Source organism: Leptothoe spongobia TAU-MAC 1115 (assembly GCF_018739885.1).
GTDB lineage: Bacteria > Cyanobacteriota > Cyanobacteriia > Phormidesmidales > Phormidesmidaceae > Leptothoe > Leptothoe spongobia.
Genome location: NZ_JADOES010000037.1, coordinates 21789 through 46786, shown reverse-complemented (window position 1 = coordinate 46786; position 24998 = coordinate 21789). Strand labels below are relative to the sequence as shown.

Sequence of the window (24998 nt, the reverse complement as noted above, 5' to 3'; positions counted from 1 at the left end):
GTTTCCTCAATCGGCAGCTGTAAGTTACGTCACTCTCAAGTTTTGTCAACATTATCGACTTCCATGAGGACTGTATGACTGCACAGTTAACCCCGCCCCCCCTACGGCCTAACTTCAAACCTGAGCCAAAGCTACAATTAAACCGTCCCCCCATCGATTGGGTGACCCTTGGGTTTTTTGCTGTTTTTCACGGCGTTGCCCTGTTGGCACCCTGGTTTTTCTCATGGTCTGCACTGGGGGTGGCCATTTTGCTGCACTGGTTGTGTGGCGGTGTTGGCATTTGCTTGGGCTTCCATCGGATGATCAGTCATCGCAGTTTTCAAGCCCCTCGCTGGTTAGAATATTCCATCGCCTTTTTAGGCACACTGGCCATGCAAGGCGGCCCCATTTTTTGGGTGAGTGGTCACCGTAAGCATCACGCCTTTACAGAAGATATCCAGGACGATCCCTACTCAGCTAAGCGCGGCTTTTGGTGGAGCCATATGCTTTGGATTATTTATCCCCATCGCGATAACTTTGACAAGACCCGCTACAGCAAGTACGCTCCTGACCTGGTTCGTCAGCCCTTCTACCGCTTTTTGAATAATTATTTCCTATTATTTCAAGTGCCGCTTGCACTATTGCTCTACGCCATCGGTGGCTGGTCCTTTGTTGTTTATGGTGTGTTTGTTCGAGCAGTTTTCTTGTGGCACGCTACCTGGCTTGTTAACTCAGCCACTCACACCTGGGGGTATCGTAACTTTGATGCTAAGGATAATGCCCGTAATCTTTGGTGGGTGTCTCTAGTCACCTATGGCGAAGGTTGGCATAACAATCACCACACATTTCCTCGTGCGGCTCAGACTGGTTGGAAATGGTGGGAAGTCGATGTGACCTGGTACACCATCTTGCTATTTGAGCGCTTGGGTTGGGCTAAGAAGGTAAAACGGATTCCAGCTCGTCGTTAGTATTTGACTCTTGGATTGGAGTCGTGAAGCCTTGAAATTGCTAAAACCTGACCTTGCTAGCAAGGTCAGGTTTTGTGTATTCAGCGTCAGTGTGGGCCAGTCAATGCGTCGCGATCTCAACGATCAATTCCTGTACACTGTTTCCCCTCGGGCTAGATAATGGTTGGGATTAATCCATTCCCATGACCTGTGGCCTATTACATCTCTCCTCGTTTTCTGAACGCATTAGCCGTTCATATTACTAAGAATTTTTTGGATTTGCCCCAGGTAAAAATGCCGTTGATTCTGGGCGTTCATGGACGCAAGGGCGAGGGGAAAACCTTTCAGTGTGAGTTGGTTTATCAACGCATGGGCGTGAATGTAGTCCATGTGTCTGGCGGTGAGTTAGAGAGTCCAGATGCGGGAGACCCGGCGCGGTTAATTCGCTTACGATATCGAGAAGCTGCGGAGCTGTTCAAAATTCGTGGTGAGATGGCGGTACTAATGATCAATGACCTGGATGCGGGGGCCGGTCGCTTTGATGGCATGACTCAGTACACGGTGAATACGCAGCTGGTAAATAACACCCTGATGAACATTGCGGATAATCCGACCAACGTACAGTTGCCAGGGAGCTATGATGAAACGCTGCTGCCGCGTATTCCTATTGTGGTGACGGGAAATGATTTTGCGACGCTTTATGCTCCGCTGGTAAGGGATGGGCGGATGCAGAAGTTTTACTGGGAGCCCGATCGGGATGATCGGTTAGGTATTGTTGGGGGGATTTTCTCGCCTGATGGTTTAGGTCATGGTGATATTGAAATGCTGGTGGATACGTTTGCGAACCAGGCCATTGATTTCTATGGGGCGCTGCGGGCTCAAATCTATGATGAGCAAATTATCGATTTTATCCATCGTGTGGGTGTGGAGAATGTGTCCCGCAATGTGGTGAATACAAAGACTCCCCCCAGGTTCAAAAAGCCTGATTTTCGCATTGACCACTTAATTGAAGTGGGTCAGCGACTGGTGCGAGAACAACGACGCCTGCAGGAAATGGGCTTGGTGCAGGAGTATAATCAGGCGCTAAATCAATCTGGGGCTGCTAAGCGCAGCAGCAATGGTAACTATTATCGTGCTTATCAGCATGGGCCATCGGTACCTTTGCAGCCGGTGACACCGAACAGTAGGTCGGAGACACCGGCGATTGCTAAAAAAGAGCAACCAATGACCCAGCCAAGTATTTCGGCTCCATCTCTGTCTAGTGACATCCAGAAAGAAGTCCGAAACCTTATAGAGCAAGGCTATCGGGTTGGGATGGAATATGTTGATAAGCGTCGCTTTCGGACCAATGCCTGGCAGAGTTGCCCGGTGATGAGTGGTGGTAATGAAGGCCAAGCCTTGGAGACAATTGAGCGGTGTTTAGCGGATCATGATCAGGACTATATACGTCTGATTGGGATTGATCCAAACAACAAGCGGCGAGTGTTAGAGCGGATTATTCATCGACCTTAGGGCATGATCGAGTTGTGATTTTGCCACCGTAAAACTATGCCACTAGAAATTCCGAAAATTTTGCGTAACAGATTCAAACATGGCATTTGAGTGCAATTGGATTAGACCAGGTACAGTAGTCAATTGGCTGGCAGCACGATTCATAGGCCTGTAGATGATTTGGCGCAGGTGTCGTTGGCAGGTGAGAAAGCCTGGTCGGGCGGGAGCAATGTTGCACTGTCACTTAATGCATTAAAGTTTCTGTCTCAGTCAGGGCCTGTTGATTCAGGCTATATCGATTGTCGTCCACCCAGCGCAGAACATTTTTGGCTAGTTGGCTTTTGCGTTTAATTGCTCGAATAGCGCCTGTTAGATCAAGTTGCTGAGCTGTTTCAGGATGCTCTAAATCAAATAAACCGGTATTGACTAAATCAATCCGATTAAATTCGTCTTCCAAGTTCGTAAAAATTCCTAGGAAATGTAGCGCTGTTTCCAGCTCAGGTGGATCGAGAATTGGACAATCTTGGCTGGCTAAAAAAGTATTCACGGATAACTCAAAAACTGCATAGATGCTTAGACCTGACTGCAGAGGGGGCTATGCAGATTTCCTTGAGCAGAATATTTCTCAAGAGGATGGGGCTATATCCTGCTCAAAAGATTATCGTGTAATGTTTGACGTGTCTTCCGGGTGCTTCGTTCCATTGATTACCCGTATGGAATGGACTCAATATTCAACGATGACTGGGGTATGATCGCTAGGTTTTTCGAGCTTACGGGGTTCGATATCGATCCAGCAGCGTGTTGCCTGTTCATATAATTCAGGGGACAGGTAATGGTGGTCAATGCGCCACCCCATATTGCGACGGAAGGAAGCGGCGCGATAATCCCACCAGCTAAAGTGCCCACCTGCATCAGTAAACTTCCGAAACGCATCTGCTAGACCTATAGTCAGAATCTCTGCCAATGTTTCCCGTTCTGTGGGGGAGGACATGATGTGTTTATCCCGCTTTTCATCGGTGTAAATATCTTTATTCTCTAGGGCGATATTAAAGTCACCACAGACGTTGAGCTTGGTGGTTTCCTCTAGAGTTTTACTCAAGTACTGCTTTAGGACAGCTAACCATCGCAGTTTGTATGCGTACTTTTCGCTGCCAATGGAAGATCCATTAGGCACATATAGGTTGAGAATTCTTACCCCATCAAGTACGGCGCTGATGACGCGTTTTTGATCGTCTAGATCTCCGACGGTTTCCTGGTCAAGGATTGCCCCAAACCCCATACGTACTTCTTCTAAAGGAGCCTTGCTGATCAGAGCCACACCGTTATAGGCTTTTTGCCCATAAATATAGACGTGGTAATCCAGTTCCTCAAATGGTGCTTTGGGAAAGTCAGTGTCAACTACTTTGGTCTCTTGGAGACACAGGACATCCACGTCTGGATTGTCCTTTAGCCAGTCAGTGACATGGCCCAAGCGAGTGCGAACAGAGTTAACGTTCCAGGAGGCGACTTGCATTCGGTTCAGTTTTGGCAGGGACAACGCTGTTGGGATCGGTGATACCGGTCTGAATTAGCTCTCGTATTTTAGTATTGGGTAGCGTTGAGAGGGCAACCGATCGGGCAGATCTCATTTGTAGAGTGGCTTCACTAATGTCAAAGTCTTTGCGGAGTGATGTTTGCAGTCGATTTAGTAGCAGGTCGCGACGGTTTGGGTTGCCCATGACACTCAGGTGTGCGGTTAAGTGGAGTTGTCCAGGAGCAATGGTCCAAATGCGTAGCTGCTCAACCTGGGTGACATCGCTAAAGGTGAGGAGATGTTGTTTGATATCTTCGGGGTTGATATTAGTTGGGGTTTGCTCTAGCAAAATACTCAGGCTTTGGCGGATGAGCGACATGGCTCCAGCGAAAATGAGTAGCGAAATAGCAATACTCACCCCACTGTCTGTCCACTGCCATCCAAACCAATGCACAGCTGCCGCTACAAACAGCACACCTAAACAGCTCAGTGCATCTGCCAGGGTATGTAAAAAAGCTCCACGCAGATTTAAATCGTTATCAGTATGGCTATGCAGTAAAACCGCATTGATGCCGTGAATACCCAGACCACCTAACGCGGTTAATGCCATGGGGCGGGTTAAAATTTCGGTGTGTGTTCTCTGGAGCTGAGTAATGGCTTCTTGGCCGATCCATACAGCGATGAGTAGTAGGCCAATGCCATTGATCAGTGCAGCTAAAATTTCTACACGTCGATACCCGAAGGGGGCTTGGGGTGATGTGGGCCAGCGTGCGATCCAGGCGGCTAGAAGGGACATTGCGATCGCAAAGACATCAGCGATCATATGACCTGCATCGGCCAGTAACGATAAACTGTGGCTGTGGTGACTGATCCTGAGCTCCACAGCTGAAAATCCTGCCACCATTATTAGGGCGATGGCCAATACTCTTAGTTTGTCGGGCGACGTATCCGTTGGGCAGTCGCAAGCCCCAAAGCCATGATTATGCATCTGTATATTGGTCACATTGGTTATGCCAAGGCGTGTCTTATGAAAGCGTTTTGTTATCCCGCCAATGTGACACGCAAGCATCCTAATGCATCAGGATGCTTACTATATGAGCTTGCCACGCTCAGCCAATATCGACAATTCTCTCTGTGACAGTCTGTCTAACCGCTATGTCCGATCAGCCACTCCAAGGTGATGCCCTTATCAAAGAAACCTGTCGCCGCATTCGCTTGGCCAAAAAATTATGGGACGCTCACAATAATGCTGCCTGTCGTCGCGAACGGGAACGGGCTTTAAAGTTGTATAACCAACTGACAAAGGTGCAGAAGGAAAAAATTCCACAACAGCTAAGAGTTTGGTTACGCTATCGCAGCGAAAAGTACTTTGGTTCCCATCGGACGCCACCTGGCAGCAAGCATCGGTCTTCAAGACGACGTAAGTGATAGACACTCAAGCAGATACTTGGTGCAGTCTAGGGTGGAAAACCACCAATATTTTGTTGCTGTCTGGTTAATAGTTTATTTAGCTGGCCGGAGTAACCGTTTTCTGTGCTCCTCGCTTGGCTTTTTCAGTTGGATCTGTCCACTTTTCTAACCAAGTAAACCCTTGCGAGAAAAATAAGTTCATTGCAAGGTATATCAAACCAACTGCTGTGTAGATTTCAAAAGCACGAAAATTAGTAGCCACGATCAATTGGCCTCGTCGAAAAAGTTCTTCAAGACCAATTACGGCAACTAGGCTGGTGTCTTTGAGTAATGTTGTAAATTCGTTGCCCAAGGGCGGAATCATCCGACGTAGCGCTTGAGGTAGCACGATATAACGCAAAGTTTGGAGCGAATTGAGACCCATGGATGAAGCGGCTTCCCATTGTCCCCGTTCAATGGATTGAATGCCGCCACGTACAATTTCTGCAATATACGCTGCTGCATTTAGGCTTAATGCTAAAACGCCTGCGGCCCAACGATCAAAGGTAAAGTCTAAGCCCAAGCTTTGGAACAAAGGAGGGAAGCCAAAATAAATCCAAAAGATCTGTACTAGCAAAGGAGTCCCACGAAAAAATTCAATATAGGCTTGGGTGACTAAACGAACTGGTTTGATTTTTGAAAGTCGTGCGGTTCCTAGTAGGGTGCCACCGATAAAACCGAAAAAAATGGCTAGGGCTGTCAGTTGTAGTGTGATGGCAGCACCCTGTAGCAGAGTGGGCAGAGCGTCAAGAATGTATTGCACGGTAGTTAATAGTCCCTTTTCGGAATAGGGCGATGTTAAGCTCTCAGGTTTGAATGCTGATGTGGTCTAAATCAACATTCAAACCTCAAAATTGAGCACCTGATGATGATGACTTCCCCAATAGGTTAAAAAGCAGCTTCGGGTAGTGTGCTGACAGGTGAAGCTCCAAACCACTTTTCATAGATGGTGTTATAGGTGCCGTTTTCTATCAGCTCTGCCAATGCTGTATTCAAGGCTTCTAGATTGGGTGAATCCTTTGGCATTGCTATGCCATAGAACTCTTCGGTGAGGAGTTCACCCACTACTTTGACTCCGTCGATATTGCCGGTTGCGATCGCATCCAATGTAGCCGGTGCATCATTAATGACAGCATCAGCATTGCCATTGGATAGTTCTTGGAGAGCCAATGGTGCTGAGTCAAAAGTGCTGACTTTGGCATCTTTAACAGTGCCAGCCATCTTTGCACCTGTTGTCCCAATCTGTACCGCGATCGTTTTTCCTTCTAGCGTCTCTAGAGATGTTGTTTCACTGTCATCTGCCGCCACAGCGATGGCAAGACCAGCTCGGAAGTAGGGGCGGGAAAAGTCTACGGTTTGAGAACGTTCTTCCGTAATGGTCATGCCACTAATGGCGGCCTCAATCGTGCCAGCCTGTAGTGCAGGAATAAGACCATCGAAGGGTAGGCTTTCAAACTCGACATCGACACCAGCCTGTTCTCCAATAGCCTGCATCAAATCGATGTCAAAACCTTCGAGTTCTCCGCTATCACTCTGGGACTCAAAAGGGGGGAAAGCAGGTTCCGTCCCTACGACCCAGGGGCCAGCAGATATATCACCGTTGGGTGCAGTCGCTTCCTGAGTACCGCCACAGGCAGCTAGTACGAGGGCCGCCCCCAGACTCAAACATATATTTTTTAAGAAGTGAGACCGTTTCATAGTGCTTAATGAAATCCTTAATGTCATGATTCAACTGGCCCTATCCTGGGCGAAAGGACGCTAGGGCCGACGCATCGCCCTGATATCTGACCTTGACGTGTAGTTTAATCTACCAGGAATTAAAAAAGGTGTTGATGGTAGCTTCATGACTGCTTACGTTTCTTTGACTTCTTCGACTTTTTGCTCCTGTGTGCAGCCCCTTGAGCTTTTTCTATCCAACTCAAAAGTGTTTCAGGATCTTCAAGGACGGTTTCTGGTAGCTGATAGTAAGACATTTGGATAGGTTGACCGTGGCGTTCATAGCGAAACGGTCCCATATCAGCCTCAAGATAGTCGGCTCGATTTTCATCACCAACTTTGAAATAGAGAGTTTCATCAGCAATGAGGGCAAACATGACCCCGTCTGCGTAGAGACCATAGCCACCAAACATGGCACGAGCCGTTACGGGTGCCACTTGAGTGAGTTGGTTCACGATCTTATCTTTGAAAGCTATGGCTTCTTGAGATGGCATAGAGCAGTCCTCGATGTTAAGACCTGATGGGCATGGTGATAGTTAATACTTGATGTTATGTGGTGTAGCCAGCCATCACTTAAAAAACAGTTTTATTTATAGCTTCGCTCCAGGGGTATCGTTAGTATGCTTTTCATAGCGTTATCAACGGTGTCCCTGTGACAGAATCTGCGATTTACTTCGCCAATTTACAAAAAAGCTACGGTGACCTATCGGTGCTGCGAGGCATCAACGGACAAATTCAGTGTGGTGAAGTGGTTGCCATTATTGGCTCTTCAGGATGTGGTAAAAGCACGCTCTTGCGTTGTTTTAATCGCTTAGAAACTATCAGCGGTGGTCAGCTGATGGTCAATAACATTGATCTCTCTGTGGCGAATTTGAGTACTAAGTCTCTACAGCAGTTACGCGCCAAAGTAGGGATGGTGTTTCAGCAGTTTAATCTCTATCCCCACATGAGTGTTTTGGAAAATCTTACGCTGTCACCACGTAAGGTTTTGAAACTATCCTCTGTTGAGGCTGAAGAACGGGGACGTTTTTATTTGGCAAAGGTCGGTCTAGCAGAAAAGGAAACTGCCTATCCCGATCAACTTTCGGGTGGTCAAAAGCAGCGAGTGGCTATTGCTCGCTCACTGTGTATGCAGCCTGATATTTTGCTATTTGATGAACCTACTAGTGCTCTGGATCCTGAGCTTGTAGGCGAAGTATTACAAGTTATGCGTACCCTTGCGGAGGATGGCATGACTATGGCTGTCGTTACCCATGAAATGCAGTTTGCAAGAGATGTGGCTAGCCGGGTTATGTTTCTCAATCAAGGTTTGGTCGAAGAGACTGGCGCTCCAAGCGATGTTTTGCGAAACCCTCAAAGTGAGCGCTTACAAACTTTCCTTAGTCGTATGAATGGTTTGACGGTCTAAGCAAATCCTCGTTCAATAAATTCACAGCCTCGCTGATAGAGCGTCCGGGCATAGTCGGTCCATTGTCCTTGCCCCCAATAACGAAAACAGCTGGTTTGTAAAATCAAGTTATAAAGTAATGCCTGCCGATAATTGGCATTCATTACTAGGTGAGGACGCTGAGCTGCAGGTACCTGCTCCGTAGCCTGATGCAAACGAGCACTAAGGCGTTCCATCGGCCCAACGACGTTGTCATATCCATCTATCCAGCTACGTTCATTAGTCCATGACCCGCCGCTAAAAGTGATGTGGTTTTCGCTAAGTGTGGAGATCGCAGAATGTACCTTTTCAGGAGTAATGTCATCACTTTCTAAAGCCTGCCACAGATGGTGTTGGCCGATTGCTTGACAGCTAGGAAAGTCACTTTCAGTAATTCCTGCTGCACCTAGCAGTTCTAGATACTCTGTTCCATTAATGCCAGTAATGTTGCGTTCATGTTGTGATTCATGCCAAGCCCGTTTAAAGGCTCCTGGAAATTCATTCATCATCACACCACCATTCTCTCCATCAGAAATTTGACTGACGAGGGGAGGAATTGACTGATTTCCTATCGTTACCTGATCTAAGGTCTTGGCTTCATAGAAGGGCTGCATCTGACCAATCAGTTTGGTGTCAGATCCCTGAGTTTTGATCAATACCGTAATTGAAATTTCTTCACCATGGCTATTGCGAGCTATCAACCGATGCGGCACATGTGGCTGACGAATACCTTCCCCTGCCAGAGTTTCTATTGTATGCTCCTGCACCATGACCCAACGGTAGCCACTTTCTTTGAGAGCACTGACTAATGTATAAAGGGCATCAGGATGATTGGGCAACTGCATTTCGGGCAGGGAAAACCCTCGGACCCGTTTTAGGGCTTCTAGGCCAAAAATGCTGACAAATTGATGCTGCCATGCCTGAATATGGAGCTTTATATCCGGCAGTGGTGTAGCGGCGGCCACCGCATGCCCCCAAAATGTACCTAGCCATTCTACATAGGGCTGATATCGGGGATCACAGGTAATTCCTTTAAGCTTATCGATAATATCGTTGCGCCCCATTTGCTGTAATCCCCAGAGCAAATTCCCAGAGTAATCCAGCATGATCCGGGGATTGCATCCCTGATCTATCAGTTCAGGAATAAAGTCACCCATACGGGCATAGCAATAGGCAAATGGTCCAGCATTATGATTGTCACCTTCGTAGTGGTGCTCAAACATATACTGCAAATGCCCAATCAGTTGACCTTCTGGTCCTGCTGGGATGGTGGGCTGGTGCATGTGCAGCGCGATCGCAAACCCAGCCGATAGGTCCTGTAGGTCTAAATTGCTGCGCTCCAGAAAGACTGGCTGATCAGACTGACCTATTTCTTGAATAGAAGACTCCCATCCACAGAGTGTAGGGAGGGATTGGTTATACGTAGCCGGGGGAGATATAACAGCGGACATGTTCTAGGGAGTTATTAAAGGTAGATTAACTTTTCTATATCTAGTTTCCCAGTTACGGGCTCTAAAATAAACCATCCTTATAGAAAAGATAATCTGAGGTTAACTCCTCCTATTCATTTACCCTATGTTCAAACGAAATGGCCAACTCATCCTCTAGCCAGTTCAGGATCTGTCGTCGTTCTCCTTGGGTCAGGTAAAGATGACCCGTATGCCGTAATCTCTCATGCACATCTTCGATATCAGATGGTGTCATCAATCCAACGATTGCCCCGATGTTATACAGGGCGTCATCGCGCTCTTCCTGAGTATGACAGCCGTAACGGTATCTCGAGATTTGACGACTGATGTATGTAAAGGCCTGGGGGTCAGTAGCTTCTAATCGTTGCTTGCGTTCATCAGAAATTGGTTCACCAGCTACCATCGAAGCATAGTCGGTGTCCAATATATCCAATTTAATGATCTTGGCTGGTTGCCTAGGGATATGGCTCACAGTGATTACAACCCCATATATTCTCCGTTATGTTTAGATTGTGCACTCCTAACACTGAAACTGTCTGAAGCTTTGTAATTTTGCAATTGTCCGTTTGCAAACGTTTGCGAAATCGATACAATTCGCTAGATTCTTCTCTTATCTTCTAGGATTCTATCCGCATGCTCAGATCTAACCAAGGGGAACGAGTGATAGGAGCACTGCTGGAGATATAGTCGACTCCTGTCAAGGCGATCTCGCGAATAGTTTGCAGAGTTACGTTGCCTGACCCTTCAATTTTGACTCGTGAGCTACTCCGTCGAATCAATTTGACTGCTTCGGCCATGATGAACGGAGCCATATTATCCAGCATGATAATGTCAGCCCCAGAGTCTAAAGCTTCCTGTACCTGTTCCAAATTCTCAGTTTCTACTTCTACAGTCAGTGGATAGGGGATTGTCGACCGTACAGCCTTGATGGCCTCTCGGATCCCACCTGCTGCTGCAATATGATTGTCCTTAATCATTACACCATCATCAAGACCCATTCGATGGTTGCACGCCCCACCCATCCGAACAGCATATTTTTCAAGAGTTCGCAGCCCTGGTGTGGTTTTTCGTGTATCAACTAACTGCGTTGGAAGATCTGCGATTGCATTGACATACTCTCTAGTAGCTGTAGCAATCCCACTGAGATGCATGGCTAAATTCAGGGCGACCCTTTCCCCAGTTAATAATATGGCTAAAGTACCTTGTATCTGCGCAATGGTCGTTCCAGCGGTTACCCATGTACCTTCGGCAATACACGACTTGAACTCCATTTTTTTGTCCGTCTTGTTGGCATCAGACAAGATTTGAAAGACTCGTTCAGCAATAGGCATGCCACATATGACACCAGAACCTTTTGCTAACCAGTACCCCTTGCCAATCGAGTGGCCTGTGTTAGCTAATCCTATAGTTGTCTGATCACTGCGACCAATATCCTCCTGTAACCATTGCTTCAGGTGTTCATTGAGACTGATCCAGTTGATATTCATATTCTGTCCTTATTAGCCTGTCTTATATATAGGTACCTATGTGAGCTCTCTAATCCAAATCTGTCCTTTTATCTAACAAGATATATGTTTAGCGCTTCCCGCTTGACTCACTATGGGTCTACTGAGCCTGATAGCGCATAGGAGTCCATCAGGAATTTATTGATGATATTGGGTGAAAACTTTATTCTAGGGTCCCCCAAAACTTCCGGCTTTATAAAAATAGGGCACTAAAAAACGCCAAACCTCTGAATTTCCGGGAGGTTTGGCGTTTCCAAAAAAAACTTCAAAAAGGGTATTGACCCGAGTCTAGGGAGCCGCTATATTAGTAAAGCGCTTGAGACGGGAGCGGCGAAAAACCGACCCGAATTGGGTGTAGAACCTAGACAGTTAAATAGTTTGAGATTCTAGACGAAATCCTGTTAATTTCTTTAAGTTTGAAATTGGTTAGACTTTATCACGAAGTTTAGTTAATTGTCAAACGACCGGATACTTAGATAACACTGAGTGTCAGGTCAATACTTGACTAATGAGTTTATTAGTTCCCTAGTGGAGCTGAAGACTACCATGGAGAGTTTGATCCTGGCTCAGGATGAACGCTGGCGGCGTGCTTAACACATGCAAGTCGAACGAAGTCTTCGGACTGAGTGGCGGACGGGTGAGTAACGCGTGAGGATCTGCCCTTAGGTGGGGGACAACCATTGGAAACGATGGCTAATACCGCATATGGCGAGAGCTGAAAGCTTAATGTGCCTGAGGATGAGCTCGCGTCTGATTAGCTAGTTGGTGGGGTAAGGGCTTACCAAGGCGACGATCAGTAGCTGTTCTGAGAGGAAGATCAGCCACACTGGGACTGAGACACGGCCCAGACTCCTACGGGAGGCAGCAGTGGGGAATTTTCCGCAATGGGCGCAAGCCTGACGGAGCAACGCCGCGTGAGGGAGGAATGTCTGTGGATTGTAAACCTCTTTTCTCTGGGAAGAAGATCTGACGGTACCAGAGGAATCAGCATCGGCTAACTCCGTGCCAGCAGCCGCGGTAAGACGGAGGATGCAAGCGTTATCCGGAATTATTGGGCGTAAAGCGTCCGTAGGCGGTTACTTAAGTCAGTTGTTAAAGACTGCAGCTCAACTGTGGGAGAGCAACTGAAACTGTGTAACTAGAGTATGGTAGGGGTAGAGGGAATTCCTAGTGTAGCGGTGAAATGCGTAGATATTAGGAAGAACACCAGTGGCGAAGGCGCTCTACTGGGCCAAGACTGACGCTGATGGACGAAAGCTAGGGGAGCGAAAGGGATTAGATACCCCTGTAGTCCTAGCTGTAAACGATGGATACTAGGTGTTGTGCGTATCGACCCGTGCAGTACCGCAGCAAACGCGTTAAGTATCCCGCCTGGGGAGTACGCACGCAAGTGTGAAACTCAAAGGAATTGACGGGGGCCCGCACAAGCGGTGGAGTATGTGGTTTAATTCGATGCAACGCGAAGAACCTTACCAGGACTTGACATCCCCCGAATATCTTAGAAATAGGATAGTGCCTTCGGGAGCGGGGAGACAGGTGGTGCATGGCTGTCGTCAGCTCGTGTCGTGAGATGTTGGGTTAAGTCCCGCAACGAGCGCAACCCACGTCTTTAGTTGCCATCATTCAGTTGGGCACTCTGGAGAGACTGCCGGGGACAACTCGGAGGAAGGTGTGGACGACGTCAAGTCATCATGCCCCTTACGTTCTGGGCTACACACGTACTACAATGCAACGGACAAAGGGCAGCCAACTAGCGATAGTGAGCTAATCCCATAAACCGTTGCTCAGTTCAGATTGCAGGCTGCAACTCGCCTGCATGAAGGAGGAATCGCTAGTAATCGCAGGTCAGCATACTGCGGTGAATACGTTCCCGGGCCTTGTACACACCGCCCGTCACACCATGGAAGTTGGCCATGCCCGAAGTCGTTACCCTAACCGTTCGCGGAGGGGGGTGCCGAAGGCAGGGCTGATGACTGGGGTGAAGTCGTAACAAGGTAGCCGTACCGGAAGGTGTGGCTGGATCACCTCCTTTAAGGGAGACCTACCAATTCTACTCTGAACAATATTAATTAGGAGAGAGTTTGGTCACTCTAGGTCGAACAGGATTTTTGAATCTCAAGCTATTGTTTAGGTTTAATGTTTATTATCTGATTTTAATTTTGATTAGTTAGGATTGGGTAGTAAGGATTGGGGCTATTAGCTCAGGTGGTTAGAGCGCACCCCTGATAAGGGTGAGGTCCCTGGTTCGAGTCCAGGATGGCCCACTGGGATGGGGGTATAGCTCAGTTGGTAGAGCGCCTGCTTTGCAAGCAGGATGTCAGCGGTTCGAGTCCGCTTACCTCCACCAAATTAGATAGATTATGATTTCAGCACCCTGTGTATTGACGAGTGTCAAAGACTTAGGCTGCTGGGTTTATAGCCTAGCGAGAACCTTGACAACTGCATAGATTAGTCGAATAGGTAGTTCGACACAGAGAACCATTAGTAGAAAGACTGAGAGGTCAAGCTACGAAGGGCTCATGGTGGATACCTAGGCACACAGAGGCGATGAAGGACGCGGTTACCGGCGATATGCCACGGGGAGCAGGAAGCATGCATTGATCCGTGGGTTTCCGAATGGGGCAACCCTAGATACGGCCCATTGAATACATAGATGGGTACGAGCTAACGCAGCGAATTGAAACATCTTAGTAGCTGCAGGAAGAGAAAGAAAACTCGATTCCCTTAGTAGCGGCGAGCGAAGCGGGAAGAGCCTAAACCAGTCTTTTTTAGGGCTGGGGTAGTGGGACAGCGAGATGGAATCTGGACGATAGACGAATCACTTGAGAGGTGAACCAAAGAAGGTGAGAGTCCTGTAGTCGACATTGAAGAGATACTAGCTGACTCCCGAGTAGGTCGGGGCACGTGGAATCCCGATTGAATCAGCGAGGACCACCTCGTAAGGCTAAATACTCCTGTGTGACCGATAGCGAATAGTACCGCGAGGGAACGGTGAAAAGAACCCCGGGAGGGGAGTGAAATAGAACATGAAACCATGAGCTTACAAGCAGTTAGAGCACGATTAAACGTGTGATAGCGTGCCTGTTGAAGAATGAGCCGGCGACTTATAGGCACTGGCAGGTTAAGTCGGGAATGACGGAGCCAAAGGGAAACCGAGTCTGATAAGGGCGTTAGTCAGTGTTTATAGACCCGAACCCGGGTGATCTAACCATGTCCAGGTTGAAGCTTAGGTAACACTAAGTGGAGGACCGAACCGACTTCTGTTGAAAAAGGAGCGGATGAGGTGTGGTTAGGGGTGAAATGCCAATCGAACCCGGAGCTAGCTGGATCTCCTCGAAATGTGTTTAGGCGCAGCGGTCATGATTATAGGTGGGGGGTAAAGCACTGTTTCGGTGCGGGCTGCGAGAGCGGTACCAAATCGAGACAAACTCAGAATACCCATTGAATACATGGCCAGTGAGACGGTGGGGGATAAGCTTCATCGTCGAGAGGGAAACAGCCCAGACCACCAGCTAAGGTCCCCAAATCATCTCTAAGTGATAAAGGAGGTGAGAATGCTGAGACAACCAGGAGGTTTGCCTAGAAGCAGCCATCCTTGAAAGAGTGCGTAATAGCTCACTGGTCAAGCGTTCTTGCGCCGAAAATGAACGGGGCTAAGAGATGTACCGAAGCTGTGGACTTAATTAATTAAGTGGTAGAGGAGCGTTCTGTAGTAGTTAGAAGCATTAGCGAGAGCAGGTGTGGACGAAGCAGAAGTGAGAATGTCGGCTTGAGTAGCGAAAATAGATGTGAGAATCATCTACCCCGAAAACCTAAGGATTCCTCCGGAAGGCTCGTCCGCGGAGGGTTAGTCGGGACCTAAGGCGAGGCCGAAAGGCGTAGTCGATGGATATCAGGTTAATATTCCTGAACTCTGATTGTGGAGCATTGCAGGGACGCATGACAACTAGCTACACCCTAATTGGATTGGGAGACTGCCACGGCGGTTGCGTAGTGAACGATAGTGCCTAGAAAAGCTGTGGATGTATTGAAGCGATTGGACCCGTACTGTAAACCGACACAGGTGGGTGGGTTGAGTATACTAAGGGGCGCGAGATAACTCTCTCTAAGGAACTCGGCAAAATGGCCCCGTAACTTCGGGAGAAGGGGTGCCCTCTTAACGGGGGGCCGCAGTGAAGAGATCCAGGCGACTGTTTACCAAAAACACAGGTTTCTGCCAACTCGAAAGAGGAAGTATAGGAGCTGACGCCTGCCCAGTGCCGGAAGGTTAAGGAAGCTGGTCAGTCTTCGGATGAAGCTAGCGACCGAAGCCCCGGTGAACGGCGGCCGTAACTATAACGGTCCTAAGGTAGCGAAATTCCTTGTCGGGTAAGTTCCGACCCGCACGAAAGGCGTAACGATCTGGATGCTGTCTCGGAGAGAGACTCGGCGAAATAGGATTGTCTGTGAAGATACGGACTACCTGCACCTGGACAGAAAGACCCTATGAAGCTTTACTGTAGCTTGGTATTGGGTTCGGGCTTTGATTGCGCAGGATAGGTGGGAGACTTAGAAGTAGACCTTGTGGGGTTTACTGAGTCACTGGTGAGATACCACTCTATCAAGGCTAGGATTCTAACATTGAGCCGTTAACCGGCCAGTGGACAGTATCAGGTGGGCAGTTTGACTGGGGCGGTCGCCTCCTAAAAGGTAACGGAGGCGCGCAAAGGTTCTCTCCGGCTGGTTGGAAATCAGCCTACGAGTGTAAAGGCATAAGAGAGCTTGACTGCGAGAGTGACAACTCAAGCAGGGTGGAAACACGGCCTTAGTGATCCGACGGTACCGAGTGGAAGGGCCGTCGCTCAACGGATAAAAGTTACTCTAGGGATAACAGGCTGATCTCCCCCAAGAGTTCACATCGACGGGGAGGTTTGGCACCTCGATGTCGGCTCGTCGCAACCTGGGGCGGTAGTACGTCCCAAGGGTTGGGCTGTTCGCCCATTAAAGCGGCACGCGAGCTGGGTTCAGAACGTCGTGAGACAGTTCGGTCCATATCCGGTGCAGGCGTAAGAGCATTGAGAGGAGTCTTCCTTAGTACGAGAGGACCGGGAAGAACGCACCTCTGGTGTACCTGTTATCGTGCCAACGGTAAACGCAGGGTAGCCAAGTGCGGAGCGGATAACCGCTGAAAGCATCTAAGTGGGAAGCCCACCTCAAGATGAGTGCTCTCATGGAGTTAATCCAGTAAGGTCACGGGAAGACGACCCGTTGATAGGTTCTAAGTGGAAGTGTGGCAACATACGAAGCTGAGGGATACTAACAGACCGAGGGCTTGTCCTACAGTTTTAGATGGTTTTCCTCGAACTACAGATGAGTATTCGACACTATTAATCTATGCAGTCTTTCAGGGCTCTACTGAGAGAACAGTAAGCTCAATAGCTTTCCTGGTGCCTATGGCGGTGTGGTCCCACTCCGACCCATCCCGAACTCGGTTGTGAAACGCATCTGCGGTGAAGATAGTGAGGGGGTTGCCCCTTGTGAAAATAGCTCGGTGCCAGGGTCCTATTAAGAACAAAAGCGCGTTACCGATATACGGGTAATGCGCTTTTATTTTTGGGTTATCCTGTCTGGAATTTGCGATAGTCATCCTTAACCTTCTAACATTTATAGATATTCAATAAGTGTTGATGGATATGACTGATTCCTGCTTAAAGCAATTGGGAGACTCCTATATAGATTTGTGTACTCAAATTAAACCTGGTGATGTATTGGCGTTTGCTACCTGTGATTTACCAGCGAATGTGGTGAAAATAGCCACTCAGTCGTGCTACGTGCATGTGGCTATTGTTTTGTCGGTTACTACGCAGGCTGAGCATCCAGACCCGATTTTAATTGCTGAATCCCACATTAATATGAGTTTGCCTAGTGAAGGGACTGGTAAAAAACAACTGGGTGTACAGTTTCAACGATTGTCTCAGCGAGTGGTGTCCTGTACTGGATCTGTTTGGTGGGCGGCTTTGAAGAAGCCCTTAAGCAAGGGCGGCCTAGATAAAATGCGCAGCTGGCTGCGTGATGTAGAAGCAAAGGCGGTACCTTACGATTTTCCCCAGGCTGTGGGGGCTGGGGTGGATATTTTAGATAGTGCGGGTTTGAGTAACCAGCCTGATTTTAATGCCTTATTTTGTTCTGAGTTGGTGACTCGTGCCTTGCAAATTGCGGACTGTATTGATGACTCAGTAAATCCGTCTGAGCAGACGCCTGCAGATGTTATGGGGTTTGACTGCTTGCAAGATCCTGTTTTGTTGAGTGGTGACTGATGCCCACAGAGTATTGGTGTTGCGATAGTCTAAGGTGTTCACATCAAGCTTCCTAGTAGCGCTTGTAGTTTGAGCTTCACTTCTGCAAGCTCACGACGAGGATTTGATTGGGCAACAATACCAGCACCTGCAAATAATCTGGCCTGGCGACCATCAATTAGAGCAGAGCGAATACCGACGATAAACTCACTGTTACCATTGGCATCAATCCATCCAATCGGTGATGCGTAGAGTTCACGGTCGAAGGATTCTGTAGCTTTGAGTAGTTGACTAGCTGTGAGCCTTGGCAGTCCAGCGACAGCCGGGGTGGGATGCAACATTTTCACTAAGTCCAATGGTTTAAGACTGTGGGGTAAGGCTGCTTGGATAGGTGTATGTAGGTGTTGAATATTTGCTAGTTGAAGTAACTGTGGAGAATCAGCAAATTCAGGTTTGAGACCTAACTGGATAAGTTGTTCTACAATAAATTCGACAACAACTTGATGTTCATATCGTTCCTTAGGGTTACTCAATAATTGTTTTGCGATCAGCTGATCTGTTTTTGATGTGTTGCCTCGTGGTGCAGAACCCGCTAGGGCATCTGTGGTTAGTCGTTTGCCATCGGCTGTAGCCGTAATGCTTAATAACCTTTCTGGACTGGCTCCCATGAAAACGGGGCCTTGACCATTACTCAATGAAAACACATAGCAGTCGCTGTAGGCTGTGCCGAGGGCTTTGAGGGATGCTGGAATATTAAAATGACTGGCGGACAATACATCAAGGGCATCAGCAAGGACAACTTTATGAAGCGTGGGACTATTTAAGGTAGGGAGCACGCTACTGACCATTTTCTCAAAATTGCCGACGTCTCTAATGACCTTTGGAGTTTTTAGTGCACTAGACAATGATGTGTGATGGTTGGCTGTTTCTGCTGCCGTTTCTAGTGTTTGTAGCCGTCGTCGGATGTCTTCAACAATACGGGTAATGTTTACTGAATCATCAATGAGATAGTTCAGGCTGGCTGTTGTTTGATTATTACTTTGACGAATTTGGAGCTGGGGCACAAATACCTGAGCTGCCTCGAATAAGCTGTCTACAGCAGTCTGGTCAAAAAAGGTAAACCCACATAAGAAGTAAGGTTTGATGATCGGACCACTTTGGTTTGAGGAAAGAATGCGACGTTTCCAGACATCTACAAACTGTTGCATGCGCTCAAACCGATTGGGGCCAGAGGTTTGCTGAGTTATAGTTATGCCTAACCCTAGAAGAGTGTATTGAGCTGTTGAGTAGTAAAAATGTATTGGGTATGTGTCTTCTAAATACTGTAATGCCAGCCACGGTTCAACAGCCCGAATGGGGACTGTTAGGTTAGCTAATTTAGCATGTTGATCATGGGTTGCCTGTCGCTGGCAATCTGACAAGAATCCATAGATTTCTTTACACCTTTTGAATAGGTCAGACTGATATGGTGCGACGGTCATAAAGCCAGCTTAAACAGATAGTTTTAAAGGATGAAATATTTCTACAGGTAACATACTTTTAGGCCGATGAGCTAGCTGTTCTAACTGTATGTAAAGAGTCATGAACTCATGCAGAAAATACTAGCCAAGTGTATTGCTTAATGCTCTATAGCCAGGTCGTAATATTATAGTTATTGCTCAACTAAAAACTATCTCCTAACTCAGCAGTGGTGATAGTTTCAATCTGTCGTCAGCTATAGCAGATTGCTTGCTGTGAACATGGCAAGTATTGCCGATTGGGGGTTACATAGTGGGTGCCTGAATGGAAATATCTGTAAACCGTTGTAAGAATTGTTGTTTAAGATCGAATGGTAATGATGCATCACCGCAGAAGATCTGTTGTAATGCTTTGCATTGTTCTAGTTTAGGGTGTTTTAATAACGCTCTTAATGAGCAAGGGGGTAAGTCAATAACTGACACATTGGTCTGGCTGATACGTTCAACTAGATAATCTATATCTTGGTGACTATTGGGTTGAAGAAGGGCAAGTTGAGCGCCTGATAATAAAGGCCAGAAAATCTGCCAGACTGAGGGAGTCAGTTTAAATGATGTGTTTTGCAATACCCGATCTTGTTTATTTAAAGGGAACGAGGTCTGTCTCCAATACAGCTGACTGCAGACGCTGCTATGGGAAGTCATGGCCCTGTTAGGTTGTTCTGTTGAGCTATGGGTATAACAGATATGGATCAAACTGTTAGCTGTTACGGGAGTCCCTAGGTCAGGGCAGGACTGCATATTTGTCCATTGGTCTCGATCTAAGCAAATGAGATTAGTGTCTTGATGGTGGAGGTAGGACACTAGGTTGTGTTCAAGATGAGTTTGAGTTAGGAGAACCTTTGCCTGAGTATCTTGCAAAACATGCTTTATATACTTAGGCGGATCATTGGGGTCGATGGGTACATAGGCTCCGCCTGCTTTAAGAACTCCCAAGAGCCCTATCACCATATCGAGGGAAGGTTCGACGCAGATCGCTACGGGGTGATTGGGGCCTATGCCAAGGGTTGATAGCTGATAGGCTAATCGGTTGGTCTGTCGATTGAGCTGTTGATAGGTGATCTGAGTATTTTCAAGACTAATGGCAATAGCATGGGGCGTCCGCTGAACCTGTTGTTCAAATAGGTGATGAATGCACTTATCCTTAGGGAATTCAGTCTGGTCAGCATATATCTGTGGGGCAGGCCATGGGCATTTTGGGTCGGCAGCCTGAGATGACTTTAATGAGACTGATGATTTCGGTGTGTTTTTATTAGATAGGCTCATCAAGACAGCATGATGGAAAAACGTCTATAGTGATATGCGGAACACCCACAATCAACTTTCAAGCATAGATACCCAAATAGCTTTAACTCTGGATATCTTTACTGGAGCCTCATCGTGGTTTTAAGGCATTGTTCAAATAATCAAAAAGTCATGCTTCTAGCGCTTTCAGCTAAGAACTGAGCTTGACTAAGATTAGCTATTTAAAGTTGGTTAATGCGAAAGATATGGTTTGCCTTAGTAAGAGGGTTTTAGAACAAGTTGATTCTATTGAGTTAAGGCACTTATGTTACATATGTTTATGTACGTACGGTCAATCGTAAGATGGTGATCCTAAAACAAAATTCATATAGAATCAGGCTCTTTAAATATTTAGTGATGATGATTGTTTTTTAATCAGGGCTGAGAGATTTTTGTATAGAAAAATATTTTAGTAGGAGACTGTTTCCCAATAGGGTCTAATGGGGCAACAGTCTCCTCAAAACGCTTAATAATGATTGCCAGTCTTGCGGTGGTGGACAGCTGTTTTGACATTGCTGTCAAGCACCTGGCCAGTTTCAATAGTTGCATAGATCACCCAGTGATCGCCGCAGTCCATTCTGTTTTTGACGGTGCATTCTAGATAGGCGATCGCATCTTTGAGGATATAAGCGCCGTTGTCAGCTACATCAATATCCACACCTTCAAATCGGTTTTCACCGGGATTAAAGGGCTTGAGAAATTGTTTCATCGCTCCCAGCTGTTTCCCCTCGCCCAGAATATTGAGGACAAACGGATTTTCTGGATAAATCAAGGTTTCGATTGCTCGTTCTTTGGCGACGGCAACCGTGAAGCCAGGAGGACTAAAGGTGGCTTGGGCAACCCATGAGGCCAGCATAGCGCTAGCGACTGAGCTCTGTTTTGCGGTAACCACACAAAGAGAGCCCACTAACCGACCAACTGCCTTTTCCACATCACTAGCGGGGGTGCGGGGAGCTTTAGCCCGTTTGGCTTTTTTCAAGGCTTGGGCAAAGTCGGTTCCTGCTTCTTCACAATATTTGAGGGTAACTTCGTCAGGCTTAAATTTGACGCGAATTGGATCAAAGCCAAAACTATAGCCGCCGTCCCGTAATTTATTTTCGAGCAGATCAATGGCTTCACCACTCCAGCCATAGGAACCAAATACCCCAGCCAGTTTATTTTTGGAAGCAGTAGAAAGGAGTAATCCTAGGGCGGTTTGAATTTGGGTGGGGGCATGGCCACCCAAGGTGGGAGAGCCAATGATAAATCCGGCGCAGTTTTCGGCTGCAGTTTTAATATCGGCCTGGGGTGCTTGTTCGGCGTTGATGGATTCAACGGCAACACCTGCTTTGGTTATACCTCGGGCAATGGCCTGGCCAATGGTGGCGGTATTGCCATAGGCCGATGCGTAGATTAACGCTACAGATAGGGTTTGTTGCTTTTGTTGAGCGCACCATTGCTGGTACTGGTGGGTGAGTTCGTGAATCCCGTAGCTAACGATGGGGCCATGGCCAACGCCGTAGAGATGGGCTGGGAAATCACTCAGTTTTTCGAGGGCGGTGGCGACTTGTTTAGCATTGGGAGCCATGACAGAGTCGAAGTAGTAGCGACGATCCTCCAGGAGGTCTTCCCAGTTCAGATCGTAGGCGTCTTCACTACAAATATGGGTGCTAAAGAATTTATCGGTGTATAGAGTACAGGTGCCAGGATCGTAGGTGGCGAGACCATCAGGCCAGCGGGGGGTAGGCACTGGCATAAATTTCAGTTCGTGGCCTTCACCCAGGTCAAGAACGTCATCGCTACTTTTAATGATATAGAGAGGCTTTTGCAGGGGAAGTTTAGCGTCTTCGATTGCGATCGCACCCGGATTGGAACACACAATGGTCACCTGGGGAGCCTCAGTAACCAAATGTTGTAGAGTTTCCAGGCGGTTGGGGTTGACGTGTCCGAGGATGATGTAATCTAGCTGGTCGAGGGGAATCTGAGCTTTGAGCGCATCTAAAAAGATGGTCGTAAATGACCCTCCCGGTGGGTCAATTAGAGCCACCTGATCGGCTGTGATCAAGTAAGAATTGGCAGTGGTACCTTTTTCCAGGGCGTATTCAATCTCAAAACGTAGTCGATTCCAACTACGAGAACGCAAGGCAAGGGTATCGACCGCAATGGGTAGAACTTGAACGTCTCTTTGTTTGGTCTCGGTCATAGTACGCCTCGCGTTCCCTGGCAAATAGTTCTTAATCTATCTTAAAGGTATCTGCAGGTAGCCTACTATTGGTTCCTTTAATGGCAAGCTGTCTGAAGTTATGTGATTATTATCACCCGTCGAAATGAATCGAACCCAAGTCCGTCCTGAACTGGGCAATCAGCGTTTTTGGTACTGGCGTGGCTGGCGGGTGCGCTACACCTATGTGATGCCTGAGGAGCCGATGGCTCAGCAACGGACGCCGATGCTGCTAATCCATGGGTTTGGGGCCAGTTTGGAGCAGTGGCGATCCAATCTGGGGTATTGGGGACAGCAGCGACCTGTGTATGCTCTGGACATGCTGGGGTTTGGCCATTCTCAAAAGGCCGCGATCTTGCTGGGGGCTGACGTCTGGCAGATGCAGGTCTATGATTTTTGGCAAGCCGTGATTGGTCAACCGGTGATTTTGCTAGGGCATTCTTTAGGAGCCTTAGTGGCCCTTACCGCCACAGCTCGACATCCAGAGATGACAGAGCGACTAGTTTTATTAACGTTACCTCTGGCTCGCCAGGAGTTAGTGGCTGGCTGGCTAGATCGCTTAGCACGGGGTATCGAGGGGATATTTGCCACACCGTTATTGCTACGTCCCTTGTTTACGGTTGTACGTCAGCCGGAGTTTATTCGAAGGGTGCTGACCAGTATCTATCAGAAACCGGAACGAGTAGATGATGACCTGGTGGTGTCGTTTACTCAACCCACCTTGGAGCGGGGCGCAGCCCGAACACTATGCTACCTGGTGAAATCGCGTACTCAACCTGAGTTTAGCGATGCCACTGCCGATCTAATTCGGCAAATATCTATTCCAATTTTGTTACTGTGGGGCACTCAAGATAAGGTTTTACCTACATCATGGGCCGATCAGATTCTGGCTGAAAGTCCACCTGAAAATCCGCAGATAACCTATCAAGCCATTGATGGCGCAGGGCATTGTCTTTATGATGAAGTGCCTGAGACGCTGGATAAGACAATTCGGGATTGGCTAGGAGCTGAAAACTTATAAGGGAAAAGCAGGCCCTGTGCTAGTAGAGCGATTTTTTAGATGCTGACGCTGACGGAGGCGGCGGATGGCAGCGGCTCGACGTTGAATCGGCGATTTATTTTGTTCTAGGTCGATGACGTTGGTCTCGGTGTCTGAGTCTGGTGCTTTGGGTACCCGATTGAGGCAGCGTTCTAAGTTGCTGTAGTGGGCATCCAATTGCAGGGCGCGTTGCACCTCATCAATGCGTTTGAAACGTGCCGATAGATCAGTGGTCAGCATTTTTGCCAGTAACCGTTCAAAGGGTTTGGTAATGTTGACAGAACGCTGCCAATCCAGTTCTTGGGTATCCGGATCGATATCAAACTCCAAAGGAGATTTGCCTGTGAGCAAATATAGACTGGTGACGCCCAGGGCGTAGATATCACTGCTGTAGGTGGGGCGTAGGGCCAGCTGTTCCGGTGGAGCAAATCCCATGGTGCCAACAAAGTGGGTGGTGGGACTAGCTGCATGGTCACCGGGATCGTCATCGTGGTGTAGACACTCACGGACGGCTCCAAAATCTAGCAATACTAGGCGATTGTCATCACGACAGCGAATGATATTGGGGGGTTTGATATCTCGATGGATGACACGGTTGCGATGAATGTAGCGTATTGCTGGCAGAACTTCGGCGAGAAACTGCTTAACAACGGGTTCTTTCTGCGCACCATTTTTGCGCACCTCACGGCTAAGGGTGTCCCCATGGACGTATTCTTGCACGAGGAAAAATTCCCCTTTAAAGGTGAAGTAATCAAGCAGCATTGGTAGTTGAGAATGGCTGCCTAACCGTCCGAGAATCCTGGCTTCGCGGCGAAAACGCTGCTTGGCGCGTTCTAAGGCAATGGGATGGCTGACCTTGGGAAATAGCTGTTTGATCACACATAGTGGGGAACCTGGGAGCATGCGATCGCGAGCCAAATGAGTGACTCCAAAACCGCCACGCCCTAAAATCCTTACCACCTCATAACGTTCGCGAAAAAGCTGACCAGAGTCACACAGCTTTTTGCTAAGACGAGGATCTTGACGATCTGGAGAATTAGATTCGGACATGGGCGAAAGGAAGCGGACGGTGGATAGCCACAGGTCAAGGAAAGCTCAACTTGATGAATTACGCTGCTAGGGATAGGGTCCCATAAATGGTGGCATCAATTGACCGTCCGTAGTGACGGTCAATTATATTAATTATTATGG

Annotated in this window: 19 protein-coding genes, 2 tRNA genes and 3 rRNA genes; 11 read left to right on the top strand and 13 right to left on the bottom strand. The window is 47.8% G+C overall.

The genetic code is table 11. The annotated features are described in order from the left end of the window. The first annotated feature begins 74 nt into the window (after positions 1-74). Positions 75-947 carry an acyl-CoA desaturase gene (locus IXB50_RS16485; protein ID WP_215610080.1) on the top strand — a complete coding sequence of 291 codons (873 nt, stop codon included), beginning with the start codon at positions 75-77 and terminating at the stop codon, positions 945-947. A 189-nt stretch (positions 948-1136) separates the two neighbouring features. Further along, on the top strand, positions 1137-2438 hold the full coding sequence (locus tag IXB50_RS16480; RefSeq protein WP_215610079.1) for a ribulose bisphosphate carboxylase small subunit: 1302 nt from the start codon (positions 1137-1139) through the stop codon (positions 2436-2438). 223 nt (positions 2439-2661) lie between these two features. On the opposite strand, the gene IXB50_RS16475 is transcribed toward IXB50_RS16480, so the two are convergent. From IXB50_RS16475 to IXB50_RS16465, 3 genes are all read right to left on the bottom strand, one after another. Beyond that, a complete protein-coding gene (locus tag IXB50_RS16475; protein ID WP_215610078.1) occupies positions 2662-2964 on the bottom strand; it encodes a hypothetical protein in 303 nt (100 codons plus the stop codon). Positions 2965-3141: 177 nt separating this feature from the next. Then, a complete protein-coding gene (gene xth / locus IXB50_RS16470) occupies positions 3142-3930 on the bottom strand; it encodes an exodeoxyribonuclease III (RefSeq protein ID WP_215610077.1) in 789 nt (262 codons plus the stop codon). Further along, entirely contained in the window at positions 3905-4933 is a 1029-nt protein-coding gene (locus IXB50_RS16465; protein ID WP_215610076.1) for a cation diffusion facilitator family transporter, read from the bottom strand. Before IXB50_RS16465 ends, xth begins: the two co-directional genes overlap by 26 nt. 152 nt (positions 4934-5085) lie before the next feature. Between IXB50_RS16465 and IXB50_RS16460 the strand changes: the two genes are divergently transcribed. Then, on the top strand, positions 5086-5358 hold the full coding sequence (locus IXB50_RS16460; RefSeq protein WP_215610075.1) for a Precorrin-3B methylase: 273 nt from the start codon (positions 5086-5088) through the stop codon (positions 5356-5358). 79 nt (positions 5359-5437) lie between these two features. Here the strand turns inward: IXB50_RS16460 and IXB50_RS16455 are convergent, their stop codons facing one another. From IXB50_RS16455 to IXB50_RS16445, 3 genes are all read right to left on the bottom strand, one after another. Then, positions 5438-6142 (bottom strand): amino acid ABC transporter permease, encoded by a 705-nt coding sequence (locus IXB50_RS16455; RefSeq protein ID WP_215610074.1) that lies wholly within the window; start codon positions 6140-6142, stop codon positions 5438-5440. 125 nt (positions 6143-6267) lie between these two features. After that, a complete protein-coding gene (locus tag IXB50_RS16450) occupies positions 6268-7077 on the bottom strand; it encodes a basic amino acid ABC transporter substrate-binding protein (protein ID WP_215610073.1) in 810 nt (269 codons plus the stop codon). A gap of 143 nt (positions 7078-7220) precedes the next feature. Continuing rightward, positions 7221-7589 carry a TfoX/Sxy family protein gene (locus IXB50_RS16445; RefSeq protein ID WP_215610072.1) on the bottom strand — a complete coding sequence of 123 codons (369 nt, stop codon included), beginning with the start codon at positions 7587-7589 and terminating at the stop codon, positions 7221-7223. 158 nt (positions 7590-7747) lie between these two features. On the opposite strand from IXB50_RS16445, the gene IXB50_RS16440 reads away from it, so the two are divergent. After that, the gene (locus IXB50_RS16440) at positions 7748-8503 is read left to right on the top strand and encodes an amino acid ABC transporter ATP-binding protein (RefSeq protein WP_326520822.1); all 756 of its coding nucleotides are present in this window, start codon (positions 7748-7750) and stop codon (positions 8501-8503) included. On the opposite strand, the gene IXB50_RS16435 is transcribed toward IXB50_RS16440, so the two are convergent. The 3 genes from IXB50_RS16435 to nadC form a co-directional block, all read right to left on the bottom strand. Next, positions 8500-9972, bottom strand: a complete 1473-nt coding sequence (locus IXB50_RS16435) for a polysaccharide deacetylase family protein (protein ID WP_215610071.1) — start codon at positions 9970-9972, stop codon at positions 8500-8502. The genes IXB50_RS16440 and IXB50_RS16435 overlap by 4 nt on opposite strands. Positions 9973-10081: 109 nt before the next feature. Next, positions 10082-10462, bottom strand: coding sequence for a hypothetical protein (locus IXB50_RS16430; protein ID WP_326520821.1), 381 nt, complete (start codon positions 10460-10462; stop codon positions 10082-10084). 145 nt (positions 10463-10607) lie between these two features. Then, on the bottom strand, positions 10608-11477 hold the full coding sequence (gene nadC, locus IXB50_RS16425) for a carboxylating nicotinate-nucleotide diphosphorylase (RefSeq protein ID WP_215610070.1): 870 nt from the start codon (positions 11475-11477) through the stop codon (positions 10608-10610). 561 nt (positions 11478-12038) lie between these two features. Between nadC and IXB50_RS16420 the strand changes: the two genes are divergently transcribed. From IXB50_RS16420 to IXB50_RS16395, 6 genes are all read left to right on the top strand, one after another. Next, positions 12039-13527 (top strand): 16S ribosomal RNA (locus IXB50_RS16420). Between the two features lie 158 nt (positions 13528-13685). Next, a tRNA-Ile gene (locus tag IXB50_RS16415) sits at positions 13686-13759 on the top strand. Between the two features lie 7 nt (positions 13760-13766). Further along, positions 13767-13842: transfer RNA gene (locus IXB50_RS16410), tRNA-Ala, on the top strand. Between the two features lie 152 nt (positions 13843-13994). Next, a 23S ribosomal RNA gene (locus IXB50_RS16405) occupies positions 13995-16814 on the top strand. A gap of 103 nt (positions 16815-16917) precedes the next feature. Then, positions 16918-17034: ribosomal RNA gene (gene rrf, locus IXB50_RS16400) — 5S ribosomal RNA — on the top strand. Together the 16S, 23S and 5S rRNA genes with 2 tRNA genes alongside form the textbook arrangement of a ribosomal RNA operon. A gap of 133 nt (positions 17035-17167) precedes the next feature. Then, positions 17168-17791 (top strand): hypothetical protein, encoded by a 624-nt coding sequence (locus tag IXB50_RS16395; protein WP_215610069.1) that lies wholly within the window; start codon positions 17168-17170, stop codon positions 17789-17791. A 38-nt stretch (positions 17792-17829) separates the two neighbouring features. Here IXB50_RS16395 and IXB50_RS16390 read toward each other — a convergent pair whose 3' ends face one another. From IXB50_RS16390 to IXB50_RS16380, 3 genes are all read right to left on the bottom strand, one after another. After that, positions 17830-19251 (bottom strand): isochorismate synthase, encoded by a 1422-nt coding sequence (locus IXB50_RS16390; protein ID WP_215610068.1) that lies wholly within the window; start codon positions 19249-19251, stop codon positions 17830-17832. Between the two features lie 282 nt (positions 19252-19533). Continuing rightward, positions 19534-20550 (bottom strand): AMP-binding protein, encoded by a 1017-nt coding sequence (locus tag IXB50_RS16385; protein ID WP_215610067.1) that lies wholly within the window; start codon positions 20548-20550, stop codon positions 19534-19536. A gap of 484 nt (positions 20551-21034) precedes the next feature. Beyond that, on the bottom strand, positions 21035-22750 hold the full coding sequence (locus tag IXB50_RS16380) for a diflavin flavoprotein (protein WP_215610066.1): 1716 nt from the start codon (positions 22748-22750) through the stop codon (positions 21035-21037). Between the two features lie 124 nt (positions 22751-22874). Between IXB50_RS16380 and IXB50_RS16375 the strand changes: the two genes are divergently transcribed. Continuing rightward, the gene (locus IXB50_RS16375) at positions 22875-23789 is read left to right on the top strand and encodes an alpha/beta fold hydrolase (protein ID WP_215610065.1); all 915 of its coding nucleotides are present in this window, start codon (positions 22875-22877) and stop codon (positions 23787-23789) included. Here the strand turns inward: IXB50_RS16375 and IXB50_RS16370 are convergent. Continuing rightward, a complete protein-coding gene (locus IXB50_RS16370; RefSeq protein WP_215610064.1) occupies positions 23784-24857 on the bottom strand; it encodes a serine/threonine-protein kinase in 1074 nt (357 codons plus the stop codon). The genes IXB50_RS16375 and IXB50_RS16370 overlap by 6 nt on opposite strands. Positions 24858-24998 lie beyond the last annotated feature (141 nt).